This window comes from Neisseria perflava, assembly GCF_002863305.2.
Taxonomy (GTDB): Bacteria; Pseudomonadota; Gammaproteobacteria; order Burkholderiales; family Neisseriaceae; genus Neisseria; species Neisseria perflava_A.
The window spans coordinates 886,714-899,348 of the sequence record NZ_CP136962.1 but is presented as its reverse complement, the minus strand read 5'-3'; the positions used below and the strand labels follow the sequence as shown (position 1 = coordinate 899,348).

Here is a 12,635-nt window from a genome sequence, read left to right as displayed (position 1 = left end):
ATTGCAGCACAAAGTTTAAAGCAATACTTTTTCTACGCCACCGTTATTGGCTTTTTTTACAAACTCGTCCAGCCAGTTTTCGCCGAGGATGTGTTTCGCCATTTCGATGACGATATAGTCGGCGGGCATGTCGTTGTCGTCGGCGTAGCGGCTTAGGCCTTGCAGGCAGGCGGGGCAGGTGGTGAGCATTTTGACGGGTTCGCCCTGCGGCAGTTCTTTGAGGTTTTTCTCGATTTCTTCCTGTTTGCGGAATTTGACCTGGGTGGCGATGTCGGGGCGTTTGACGGCGAACATGCCGGATTCGCCGCAGCAGCGGTCGCTTAAAACGACTTTCTGCCCCATGAGGCTGCTTGCCATTTGGGTGGCGTTCATGGTTTTGATGGGCGTGTGGCAGGGGTCGTGGTAGAGGTATTGCTGACCTTTCACGCCGTTCAGTTTCACGCCTTTTTCGAGCAGGTATTCGTGGATGTCGATGATGCGGCAGCCGGGGAAGATTTCTTCAAAGCGGTATTTTTCGAGCTGGTCGTAGCAGGTACCGCAACTGACGACGACGGTTTTGATGTCGAGGTAGTTGAGGGTGTTCGCCATGCGGTGGAAGGCGACGCGGTTGTTGGTGCTCATCTGCTCAGCTTTTGCCTTGTTGCCGCCTGCGTCCTGCGGATAGCCGCAACACATATAGCCGGGCGGCAGGACGGTTTGTACGCCGACATGCCAGAGCATGGCTTGGACGGCGAGTCCGATTTGGCTGAACAGGCGTTCGGAACCGCAGCCGGGGAAGTAGAACACGGCTTCGGCATCTTCAGGCGTGGCGGGGTTGCGGATGATGGGGATGCTTTTGTCGTCTTCGATGCCGAGCATGGAGCGCGGTGTTTTGGCGGGCACACTTTTGGGCAAAGGACGGTTGATGAAGTGGATGATTTGTTCTTTGACCGGGGCAGTGCCGACGGTGGCTTTGGGTTCAGCTTTTTGTTTTTTGGTGCCGACGGGCAGGAGTTTGCCGATTTTGTAGGCGAAGTTCTGCGCGGGAAAGCCGGTCTGTATCATGGCAGCGCGCAAGGCTTTGATGGTTTTCGGGCCAGTGGCGTTCAAAAACGCCATGCCCATCGATGCGGCGGGCGCGAAGCGTTTGTGGCCGGAATCGGCAAGGTAGTTGCGGATGGCTACGGTAACGTCGCCGAAGTCGATGTTGACCGGGCAGGGTTTGACGCAACGGTGGCACACGGTGCAGTGGTCGCCGATGTCCATGAGTTCTTCGAAGTGTTTGATGGAAACGCCGCGGCGGGTTTGCTCTTCGTATAAGAAGGCTTCGGTCAAGAGCCCCACGCCGAGGATTTTGTTGCGCGGGCTGTACAGCAGGTTGGCACGCGGGACGTGGGTGGAGCAGACGGGTTTGCATTTGCCGCAGCGCAGGCAGTCTTTGACGGAATCGGCGATGGTGCCGAGGTCTGATTTTTCCATAATCAGCGATTCTGCGCCCAACAGCTCGAAAGACGGTGTGTAGGCGTTGCGTAAGTCCGAGCCTTTCATCAGTTTGTGACGGTTGAAGGTGTGTTTGGGATCGACTTGGTTTTTGTAGTCCCAAAACGGCTGCAAATCTTCATCGGTCAGAAATTCGAGCTTGGTGATGCCGATGCCGTGTTCGCCGGAAATCACGCCGCCGAGCGAGCGGGCGAGCTTCATGATGCGTTCGACCGAACGATAGGCCGTCTGAAGCATTTGGGAGTCGTCTGAATTGACGGGGATGTTGGTGTGAACGTTGCCGTCGCCGGCGTGCATGTGCAGGGCGACGAAGACACGCCCGCGCACGGTTTTGGCGTGGATTTTGCCCAAGCCTTCGATGATTTTGGTGTCGGTTTTGCCGCTGAAGATTTCGGCGAGCGGTTTCATTACGTCTTCTTTGACGGACACGCGCAGGCGGAAATCGCGGAATGCGGTGAAACAGCTCTCGTCGTCTTTGGCTTCGGGCGCGGCATGGACGGCTGCGCCGTAGCGGGCTTTATAGTCGGCAAGCGGCGTATCGAGATTGGCGAGCAACCAGTCCCAACGCTCTTTGACAGCGGAAACGTGGGCAAGGGCGTGTTTGCCGCGTTCGCCCAAAAGTTCGGCGGTCGGCAGGTCCGTGCCCATTTTGTCGATAGGGAGTTTGCCCGAAAGGTATTGCTCCAATGCGGCGCACAGGGTGAGTTTGTTTTGGATGGAAAGCTCGATGTTGATGCGTTCGATACCGTCTGAATACTCGCCCAGCCGTTCCAGCGGAATCACCACGTCTTCGTTGATTTTAAAGGCGTTGGTGTGCTTGGCGATGGCGGCGGTGCGGCTGCGGTCGAGCCAGAAGGTTTTGCGCGCTTCGGGCGACACGGCGATAAAGCCTTCGCCGTCGCGGGCGCGGGCAAGTTCGCAGATGTGTTCGGCGGCTGCCTGTACGGCGGCTTCGTCGTCTGAAACCACGTCCGCCAGCAAGACCATTTTCGGCCGCCCCTTACCTGCCGCTTTGGTGGCGTAGCCGACGGCACGGACATAACGCCAGTCCAAATGTTCCAAACCCGCCAGCCGCACGCTGTCGTGGGCGAGCAGGAAATCGCGGATTTCGACGATAGAAGGCGTGGCGGTGGCAACTGTGCCGAAAAACTCCATACACACGGTGCGCGTGTGCTTCGGCATTTTATGCAACACGAAGGCAACGCTGGTAATGATGCCGTCCGTGCCTTCTTTTTGCACGCCGGGCAGGCCGCTCAAGAATTTGTCGGTAACGTCTTTGCCCAAACCAACTTTGCGGAATTTGTGGCCGGGGATTTCCAAGCGTTCGGTTTTAACGATATTGAGGCCGTCTGAATCCAACGTGTGCACGTCGAACACGGCGGTTTCTTCGTCGTGGATTTTGCCGAAATTGTGGTGCACGCGCTCAATGCGCAGCCATTCGCCCTGCGGGTTGACCATCTGCCAGTAGGCGAGGTTGTCCAACGCCGTACCCCACAGCACGGCTTTTTTGCCGCCCGCGTTCATCGCCACATTGCCGCCCACGCAGGATGCGTCGGCGGAAGTCGGATCGACGGCGAACACCAAACCCGCCTGATGCGCGGTTTCTTCTACCCGCCGCGTTACCACGCCCGCGCCGCAATGGATAATCGGATGTTTGCCGTTTAAACCCGCCAGTTCGACAAATTCCACGCCGCGATGCTTGTCCAGTTTTTCCGTATTGATGACCGCGCTCATGGCATCCAAAGGCACGGCGCCGCCGGTATAACCCGTACCGCCGCCACGCGGGATAATGACCAAGTCCAGCTCGATTAAGGCGCGAACTAAAGGCGCGATCTCTGTCTCGGTATCAGGATTGACAACGACAAACGGATACTCCACGCGCCAGTCGGTTGCATCGGTAACATGCGTTACGCGAGCCAATCCGTCAAACATGATGTTGTGCGGTTTGGTGATTTTGCTTAAGCGTTCCAAAATCTGATGGCGTTTTTGGCTGGTTTCATCAAAACTGCTATCAAAACGCTCGACTGCTTTTTCTGCTGCGGCAACCAAGACATCCACTTGCCGATTATCGTCGCGGCGTTTACGGATTTCATTTAAGCGGTGGCGCATTTCGCGTACCAACGCGGTGCGGCGTTTTGGGTGCTCCAGCAAGTCATCGACCAGATACGGATTGCGCACAACCACCCAAATATCGCCCAATACTTCAAACAGCATTCGTGCCGAACGTCCTGTCTTACGCTGACCGCGCAGGTCTTGCAGGATTTGCCACGCTTCGTCGCCCAACAGTCGGATGACGATTTCGCGGTCGGTATAAGAAGTATAGTTATAGGGAATTTCTCGAATACGCTGAGGGGCAGTAGTCGTGGTCATGGTCGTGTTCCGTTGATGGATGTAATGTTTTTATATTAAAGGCCGTCTGAAAAATGCAATTTCTTCTTGATGGCGTAAAGTGTTAATGTAGTGTAATTTTCGATATTTTTCAACGGAAAAGACGATAAACATTTCAATGGGAATGATTTGCAACTAGGCAATATTGTTTACAATCTTGTCGTGTAAATGGTTTTCAGACGGTCTGAGAGATTTTATCGCTTGAGTTTTTCTGCAAAACCGCTATAATGCGTTTCTTCTACGGCGGGTCTCCCCGCATGGTAATTCGGAACACCGGGTCAGGGGCGGAAGCCAGCAGCCCACTCTGATGAGCCAGTGCCGGGGGTTCGGCTCGCCACCTTATTCAAAAATGCCGGAGATAGTTAAGTCTCCGGCATTTTTCATTGTATAAAGCGTAATAAAAATAAAAAGGCCATCTGAAATCTCATTTTCAGACGGCCTTTGAGTTTATGAACCAGCTATTTATGCTTCTTCTGATTTTGTATTGGGCAAAACGCAGTTCAGGATAATGGCCAATACGGCGCACAAACCTACACCGGCAAAGCTCAAAGTACCTACTTTGATAATCATGCCGCCGATACCGGTCGTCAATACGGAGCTGACGATAACCAGATTTTTCGGCTGCATCAAATCGACTTTTGCATCAATCAATGTTTTGATGCCCAAAGAGGCGATTGTACCGAACAGCAGCAACATAATGCCGCCCATAACTGGCATAGGAATCGAAGCCAAAAACGCGTTAAACTTACCGAAAAATGCCATGAAAATCGCAAAAATTGCCGCCCAAGTCATGATGACGGGGTTGCTGTTTTTGGTAATCATCACCGCGCCGGTTACTTCACCGTAAGTGGTTACAGGAGGGCCGCCAATCAAACCAGCTACGCATACGCCCAAGCCGTCGCCGGCGAGGGTTTTGTCCAAGCCCGGGTCTTTGGTGTAGTTTTTGCCGGTCACATTACCGATGGCCATAATGCCGCCGATGTGTTCGATGGCCGGGGCGATGGCGACGGGCAACATAAACAAGGCAGCCTGCCAGTTGACTTGAGGCGTTTCAAAATGAGGGACGGCAAACCAAGGAGCTTTGATGATGGCGCTGGTATCGACCAGGCCCATGATTAGAGCCAACACATAACCGGAAGCCACGCCGATCAGAATCGGAATCAGCTTCATCATTTTGCTGCCGAAGACAGAAACAATGACGGTTACCGCAAAGGTAAAGCCGGAGAGAATCAGCGAGTCGATATAGTCGATGACCTGTTTGCCGCCTGATTGACCCATGGCCATCTTGCTGGCTTCTGAGGCAACGGACAAACCGATTACCATAATCACCGGGCCGATAACCACGGGCGGCAACAGCTTGTGTACCGCATCCAGACCGCGCCATCTGATCAATGCGGCAAAGATGAAGTACATGAAACCTGCCGCAAACAGGCCAAACATGGTAGAAGGCAGACCCCATTCTTTGACTGAATAGATGATCGGTGCAATAAAGGCAAAAGAAGAACCGAGGAAAATCGGCACTTTACGTTTGGTAACCAATTGGAACAACAAGGTGCCCAAGCCTGCGCCCAATAATGCCAAAGCCGGGTTCAGTCCCGTCAGAAGCGGCACAAGCACCATGGCACCGAATGCGACAAACAAAATCTGCGCACCGGCTACCGCCGTTTTAAGCTGATTCATAAAAGCTCCGAAGAAAATTCAAATGGCGCAGATTATACTGATTTATCCTAATTGTGAACATTTATTTACAAAAGGCCGTCTGAACATATGTAACGATGACACCTGTTCAGACGGCCTTATTCGATAGCGAATTGTTAATAACTTATCAAAATCGATTAGGAAAATTTTCAGCCGCGTGTTTCGCGCCAAACCAAATAATCGCGCAGGGGTGGCATGGGCGGATTGATGCAGTGCGGACAGATGCCGGTTGTGTCTTCATCGTCGCTGTCGATATGGTAGTCGTTTGGATCGAAGCGCACCTGCTGCATCACAGCTTGCGCCAATGCTTGTTCCTGTACGACATCAAATTCAAATTTTTCCAAAATCTCATTCAATAGGCAGATTTCGCCGTCGCTGAAAGATTCGCTGTGTTTGACAATGAGGCGTTGATAATCTTTATTGCTGATTTTTTCGTGAAGTAAATTGGTCTGGATAGTCATGATTTTATTGTTGAAATAAGATGGTTAAGGTGCGGATTATAGCGGATATCGTGTCGGCTGTTTCAAAGGGCGTCTTTAAGTTGACGGGCTTTGGCGAATGTGGGGATAAATCTGTTCAATTCAATATTGACTGCCTGAAAATCGCGGCTATCAAAAAAATCGCCGATACGTATGGTTTTTCCCTGATAATCGAAAGACCATGCACCTTGTACACATTTTTGGATACGTAAAATATTGGGGACATTGTGAATTTTTCGTTTCATACCATTTTGGTAGAGGTTTTCGTTTGGCAACCTCTGTTTCCTTCCTTGTGCAACAGGAGCTTGGGGAATATGGTCACGAGAATGCCATTCGGAGATTTCTGACAACGGGAAACTACGCCAACGCCCAATGGAAAACAAGGTATAACCATGAGACAGCGTATGGTTACGGATCTTGATGTTTTCACGTCCGAAAAGTTGCCAAAGAAGGCCGTAAACAAGTGAACCGACTAAGTAGAAAGTAAAAAGTAAAGGGATGAGAATGGCTTCTAAATTAGTGAAATAGTGCTCTTCAAGGTAAAACGGCGCGATGCATGTAAGAACAAAGGAAAACATAAGAAATACCGCGGTAAAACCGATTTCCTGCGAGTCATGTACAACACGAGCAGATACGGCAATGCCGTCGGGCATGCGTTCGATTTTATAACGCGAAGATGCCATCAATAGCCTCCTATTTTTTCAGCCTGATACGCTTTTTGCAGCGGCCTAATTTGCGCCAAGCGGGCATGATCGATTTGTTCGGCAATTAAATGGGCTTTGCCTTGTGCGCGGCACTCGGCGGCAATTTTGCCTGCATCTACTTGATTGGCGGCCTCAAGTAAGGCCAGCCAGTGTTCACGTTGCGGATAAGGCGTGTTTTCAAGATTCAGACGGCCTTGTTTGTCGGCCACGCAGACGTTTAAGGCCGTCTGAAAACGTTCGGGGCGGCGGAATGCGTCGGTTTTTTTCAAAACATTCAAAATAGTTTTACTTTTGAACTGCCCGACTTGATGGAGCATGATGTGCCAACGGCAGACGAGTTCGGCAAGCTCGGCGCAGTGTTTGGGCGCGCGCAGGCGTTGATTGACTTCGCGGACGGGTTCGACGCCGTTAAGGTCGTGTCCGTAGTGTTTCGGCAGTATATCGGCCGGTGTTTTTGCCTTGCCCAAGTCGTGCAATAAGGCAGCATAGCGTTCAGCGAGGGACAGGTTCATCTCGGCGGCTCGTTGTACAACCATCAGCGTATGAATACCGCTGTCGATTTCGGGATGATAGTCGGCGCGTTGCGGTACGCCGAAAAGGGCATCGACTTCTGGCAGTAAAACTTTGAGTGCGCCGCATTCGCGCAAAACTTCAATCATTCGGCGCGGATTTTTCTCCATCAAGCCTTTGGCCAATTCCTGCCAGACACGTTCGGCAACCAAGGCATCCGCTTCGCCGTTTTCTACCATTTGCCGCATCAGCGACATGGTTTCATCGGCAATTTGAAAACCATAACGCGCGGCAAAATGGGCGATACGCAAAATCCGCACAGGGTCTTCGGCAAAGGCAGGCGAAACGTGGCGCAGGATGCCGGCCGCCAAATCTTGTTGTCCGCCAAAAGGATCGATGATCGTGCCGTCTGAATCCTGAGCCATGGAATTGATGGTCAGGTCGCGGCGCATTAGGTCTTGTTCCAGCGTAACGTCTTTATCGGCATGAAAACTGAATCCGGCATAGCCTTTGGCAGTTTTACGCTCGGTACGGGCGAGGGCGTATTCTTCGTGGCTGTCCGGGTGGAGAAAGACGGGAAAATCCTTGCCAACAGGTTGATAGCCTTGAGCCAACATGGTTTGCGCATCTGCACCGACGACTACCCAGTCGCGGTCTTTGACGGGCAGGCCTAAAAGATGGTCGCGGACAGCGCCGCCGACAAGATAGGTTTTGATGGTTTGTGTATTCATATAAAAATCGAACGATATAAAAAGGCCGTCTGAAAAGCCGTATTGGGTTTTCAGACGGCCTGAGTCAGAACGCTATTATGACGCTTTAGGTTTGTTGCTGTCGATAATCTTCAGTCCTGCGGCGACAACAAACCATATCGTTATGCGGCATATCCTTTATAATAAGTCCATTCAAATACGGAGCGGCAAATAATGCAGACTTGGCACGAGGCAATTGGTGCGGAAAAAGAAAAGGCGTATTTTCAAACGATTTTGGAGAAGGTACGCCATGAAAGGCAGGCGGGGATAACCGTTTATCCGCCTGAACGCGATGTATTCAATGCCTTTCGGACGACTGAATTCGGAAATGTAAAAGTAGTGATTTTGGGGCAAGACCCGTATCACGGCGCGGGGCAGGCTCATGGTTTGGCGTTTTCCGTCCAGCCTGAAATTGCAGTGCCGCCGTCGCTGGTCAATATTTATAAAGAGTTGGCGACGGATATTGAAGGCTTTCAGATTCCGCAACATGGCTATTTGCAGCATTGGGCGGAACAGGGCGTGTTGCTGTTGAACACAGTATTGACTGTCCGTGCCGGTTCGGCGCATTCCCATGCGACCTTCGGTTGGGAAGCGTTTACCGATGAAGTCATCCGACAATTGGATAAGGAACGCGAGCATTTAGTCTTTATGCTGTGGGGCAGCCATGCGCAGAAGAAAGGCGCGTTTATCGACCGCAACCGTCATTTGGTGCTGACCGCGCCGCATCCTTCGCCCTTGTCGGCGTATCGCGGCTTTTTCGGTTGCAAACATTTTTCACAGGCAAACGCTTATTTGCAGGCAAATGGTTTAAAGCCGATTGATTGGCAGGTTTAAATTAAGATGAAAGGCCGTCTGAAAGCAGATTTTCAGACGGCCTTATGATTTAGTCTTAAATTGAATATTCAATCAGCTCGTTTTGAGAAAAGACATAAACCTGTTTCGGAATCAGATTTAATTCTTTGCCTTCGGCGATTTGGTAACGCGCGGCATCGCTGCCGGCCAGCGTGATATGTACGTCTTGTTTGTCGTGTTTCACCAGAATATGCGTCAATGCCCCGACGGCGTGGATTTTTTCGATTTTGGCACGAATCATCGGCGTTTCGTTTTCGGCGGCAAGCTGCCATTCGTGCGGGCGGATATAGCCGATGGCGGTTTGTTCCTGCCATTTGTATTGCGCGTCCAATTTCCATTCGAAACCGTGGTAATGCCAGATGCCTTTTTCGATGCGTCCTTCAAATGCATCGGTTTCGCCGAGGAACTCGGTAACAAAGGCGTTTTCGGGTTTGCGGTAAATGGCTTCGGCACTGCCGGTTTGCTCGATTTTGCCGTGGTTCATAACGACGATTTCGTCGGAAACTTCAAGGGCTTCTTCTTGGTCGTGCGTCACCAGAATGCTGGTTACGCCCAAGTTGTGATGGATGTCGCGTAGCCAGGTACGCAATTCTTTGCGTACTTTGGCATCCAACGCGCCGAAGGGTTCGTCCAAAAGCAGGAGTTTCGGTTCGACGGCGAGGGCACGGGCAAGGGCGATGCGTTGGCGTTGGCCGCCGGAGAGCTGGTGCGGATAGGATTTTGCCAAATGCGAGAGCTGCACGAGTTTGAGCAATTCTTCGACTTTGGTGCGGATTTGTTCTTTGGACGGGCGTTCGGACTTGGGCAATACGGTCAAACCGAAGGCGACGTTGTCAAATACGTTCATGTGGCGGAAGAGGGCGTAGTGTTGGAACACGAAACCGACTTTGCGCTCGCGCACATGCTTGGCGGTGACGTCTTGCCCGTCAAAGAGAATTTGGCCGCCGTCAGCGTTTTCCAGTCCGGCGATGATGCGCAGGAGCGTGGTTTTGCCGCAGCCGGAAGGGCCGAGCAGGGAAACGAGTTTGCCGGTGGGGACGTTGAGGTTGATGTTTTTCAGCGCGTGGAAACTGCCGAAGTGTTTGTTTAAGTTTTGAATAGTGATGCTCATGCTGCGTTCCTTTCGGCGGTGGCGAGTTTTTTGTTTTGTAATTTTGTGATGATATTTTGCACCAGCAAGGTGGCCAAGGCTAAAAGTGCCAATACGCCGGAGAGGGCGAATGCGCCGGTGAAATTGTATTCGTTGTAGAAGATTTCGACCAAAAGCGGGATGGTGTTGGTTTCGCCGCGAATGTGCCCCGATACCACGCTGACCGCGCCGAACTCGCCCATCGCGCGGGCGTTGGTAAGAATGATGCCGTAGAGCAGCGCCCATTTGATGTTGGGCAGGGTAACGCGCCAAAACATCTGCCAACCGTTTGCGCCGAGTATCAAAGCAGCCTGTTCTTCACTGTCGCCTTGCGCCTGCATTAAAGGGATGATTTCGCGCGCAACAAAAGGGAAAGTAACGAACAGCGTCGCCAAAATAATGCCGGGGATGGCGAAGATAATCTGTATGCCTTGCGCTTCGAGCCAGCCGCCCAACGCCGTGTGCGCGCCGAACAATAAGACGAACATCAAACCGGCCACCACGGGCGATACGGAAAACGGCAAATCGAGCAGGGTAGTCAGCAACTGCTTGCCGCGAAAATCAAAACGGGTCAGCAACCACGCCATCGCCACGCCCAATACGGCATTGACGGGAACGACAATCAGCGCGGTAATCAGCGTCAATTTGATGGCAGACCATGCTTCGGGATCGGTCAGAGATTGCAGGTACAAATCCCAACCGCCTTTTAAGGCTTCATAGAATACGGCAACCAAAGGTACGACCAGCATCAGCAGCAGAAAGCCCAAGGCGGTAGCGGTCAGCAATACGCGCAGCCAACGCGGTTCGCTCAAGTTTGGATTGGTGGAATGGGTTTTCATGGTAGGGTAGTCTCGATTTATTCTTGTATCTGTTTGGGCCGTCTGAAAAATGTTTGCTTGATGTTTCAGACGGCCTGTTGTTTGTTAAACCCTCGCTCCGGCGCGGCGGCTTAAAGTCCATTGCATAATGTTTAAAATCAGCAAAATGACAAACGAAATCATCAGCATAAACAGAGCGACGGCAGATGCGCCCTGAGCATCGTATTGCTCCAGCTTGCCGGTAATAATCAAGGGTAGGATTTCAGACACCATCGGAATATTGCCCGCGATAAAGATGACCGAGCCGTATTCGCCGGTAGAGCGGGCAAACATCATGCCTGCACCGGTCAACAGGGCCGGCGTGATTTCAGGCAAAAGGACGCGGCGGAACGTAGTCCAACGGCTTGCGCCCAAAGTTGCCGCCGCTTCTTCATACTCGCCCGACAATTCTTCCAATACCGGCTGCACAGCGCGGACGATAAAGGGCAGGCTGACGACAATCAGCGCAATCCAGATGCCGGTAGGCGTAAAGGCGATTTTGATGCCCAAAGGCTCGAAAAAACGACCTATCCAGCCATTGGGCGCGTACAAGGTTGCCAACGCAATGCCTGTTACCGCCGTCGGCAGCGCAAACGGCAAATCGACCAAAGCGTTTACTAATCCTTTGCTCGGAAATTCATAGCGCACCAATACCCAGGCAACCAATGTACCGAATACGATATTGGTCAACATCGCATAAAATGACATTCGCAAGCTCAGCCAGACAGCCGCCAAGACATTGGGTTCGGTAATCGTGTTCCAAAATCCGCTCCAGCCGATTTCCGCCGCTTTGGCCGCCATCATGGCAAACGGCAAAACCACCAAAAGCGACAGGCATAAAACCGTCAAACCCAGGCTGAGTTTGAAACCCGGCAATACAGAAGGCGTTTTGAGTAACAACATAATGGCAACCGTCAAAATTTAATACGCGCTTACTTTAACAAGGCCGTCTGGAAACTGGAAAGAATGCTTTGTTTGGTATAAAGACGATTTTGTTATATTGAAGACATGAAAAGGCCGTCTGAACAATCATATTTCAGACGGCCTTGCTGGTGTGGTAGTAAGTATCAATAGGCAACAGGATCTTGAGAGGCAGGTTGGCGTTGCGCTGCGTCGTAGTTTTCCTGAGCTGAGCGGACAGCTTTTTCCAAACCGTTGATCCGTTCGAGATAGCGAGCATAGTTGCGTTCATTGCCATAACGCACTTTTTTGCCTTCTTCCAAATTTTTCTTGGCGGTATCTAAAGCACGCTTGGCTGCGCCGACATCAGCCGGATTGACAGGGGCGACAGCTTCTTCCACTTGCTCGGTTTTGCTGGGGGAAGTCGGCGTTGTCGGTGTTGAAACAGGCGCAGAAGTATATACGGATGGTTTGCCGATATTGCTGGCTTTGCAGTTTTTGCCGCCGGCTTGGGTATAGACTTTGCGACCGGCAGAATCGGTACATTCAAAAATAGGCGCGGCGGAAACCGCAGTTGTCAAAGTGAGCAGTAATGTGCTGATCCAGATTTTGTTCATTTTTATTTTTCCTTAAAACCATTTCCACCAAACAAACAAAGCCGCAATCATGATGATGTTGGTGAAGAGGATGGGTTTCCACTGTCTGGGCGCGCGCCGTAATTCAGTGCCAGAACGCGTGCGGCGGATATAGAAAAACGGGCTGAGCAGCATGGAAGCGGCGCATACCAAAATAATCACGGCGTAATAGATTTTGTGCGTTTCCATATCGTTTCTCCGTTTCAGACGGCCTGAAAGGCTGCCTACAACGCATTTTTGCGCGAAGCGTTGCCT

11 protein-coding genes and 1 other RNA gene are annotated in these 12,635 nt (G+C 51.7%); 2 read left to right on the top strand and 10 right to left on the bottom strand.

The annotated features are described in order from the left end of the window. Window positions 1–15: 15 nt before the first annotated feature. On the bottom strand, window positions 16–3,849 hold the full coding sequence (locus tag CYJ98_RS04025) for a DUF3683 domain-containing protein (protein WP_101755454.1): 3,834 nt from the start codon (window positions 3,847–3,849) through the stop codon (window positions 16–18). A gap of 260 nt (window positions 3,850–4,109) precedes the next feature. On the opposite strand from CYJ98_RS04025, the gene ffs reads away from it, so the two are divergent. Then, window positions 4,110–4,206: signal recognition particle sRNA small type (ffs, locus tag CYJ98_RS04020), an RNA gene on the top strand. 123 nt (window positions 4,207–4,329) lie between these two features. Here the strand turns inward: ffs and CYJ98_RS04015 are convergent. From CYJ98_RS04015 to CYJ98_RS04000, 4 genes are all read right to left on the bottom strand, one after another. Then, complete coding sequence (locus tag CYJ98_RS04015) at window positions 4,330–5,547, bottom strand: uracil-xanthine permease family protein (protein WP_101755453.1); 1,218 nt, start codon at window positions 5,545–5,547, stop codon at window positions 4,330–4,332. 167 nt (window positions 5,548–5,714) lie between these two features. Then, entirely contained in the window at window positions 5,715–6,026 is a 312-nt protein-coding gene (locus CYJ98_RS04010; protein ID WP_004520589.1) for a hypothetical protein, read from the bottom strand. 62 nt (window positions 6,027–6,088) lie between these two features. Beyond that, entirely contained in the window at window positions 6,089–6,727 is a 639-nt protein-coding gene (locus CYJ98_RS04005) for a hypothetical protein (protein WP_004520588.1), read from the bottom strand. After that, window positions 6,727–7,989 (bottom strand): multifunctional CCA addition/repair protein, encoded by a 1,263-nt coding sequence (locus tag CYJ98_RS04000; RefSeq protein ID WP_101755452.1) that lies wholly within the window; start codon window positions 7,987–7,989, stop codon window positions 6,727–6,729. The genes CYJ98_RS04005 and CYJ98_RS04000 overlap by 1 nt, the downstream gene beginning before the upstream one ends. Before the next feature lie 192 nt (window positions 7,990–8,181). Here CYJ98_RS04000 and ung point away from each other — a divergent pair, with 192 nt between their 5' ends. Beyond that, window positions 8,182–8,841, top strand: a complete 660-nt coding sequence (ung, locus tag CYJ98_RS03995; protein WP_070504904.1) for a uracil-DNA glycosylase — start codon at window positions 8,182–8,184, stop codon at window positions 8,839–8,841. A gap of 55 nt (window positions 8,842–8,896) precedes the next feature. Here ung and CYJ98_RS03990 read toward each other — a convergent pair whose 3' ends face one another. From CYJ98_RS03990 to CYJ98_RS03970, 5 genes are all read right to left on the bottom strand, one after another. After that, window positions 8,897–9,970, bottom strand: a complete 1,074-nt coding sequence (locus CYJ98_RS03990) for a sulfate/molybdate ABC transporter ATP-binding protein (protein WP_039862401.1) — start codon at window positions 9,968–9,970, stop codon at window positions 8,897–8,899. Then, window positions 9,967–10,827 (bottom strand): sulfate ABC transporter permease subunit CysW, encoded by an 861-nt coding sequence (cysW, locus tag CYJ98_RS03985; protein WP_004520581.1) that lies wholly within the window; start codon window positions 10,825–10,827, stop codon window positions 9,967–9,969. Before cysW ends, CYJ98_RS03990 begins: the two co-directional genes overlap by 4 nt. 84 nt (window positions 10,828–10,911) lie before the next feature. After that, entirely contained in the window at window positions 10,912–11,748 is an 837-nt protein-coding gene (gene cysT / locus CYJ98_RS03980) for a sulfate ABC transporter permease subunit CysT (RefSeq protein WP_101755451.1), read from the bottom strand. Window positions 11,749–11,912: 164 nt separating this feature from the next. Further along, window positions 11,913–12,362: a DUF4124 domain-containing protein gene (locus CYJ98_RS03975; RefSeq protein WP_101755450.1), complete on the bottom strand. Its 450-nt coding sequence runs from the start codon at window positions 12,360–12,362 to the stop codon at window positions 11,913–11,915. 12 nt (window positions 12,363–12,374) lie between these two features. After that, window positions 12,375–12,569 (bottom strand): hypothetical protein, encoded by a 195-nt coding sequence (locus CYJ98_RS03970; RefSeq protein WP_101755449.1) that lies wholly within the window; start codon window positions 12,567–12,569, stop codon window positions 12,375–12,377. Between the last annotated feature and the right edge of the window lie 66 nt (window positions 12,570–12,635).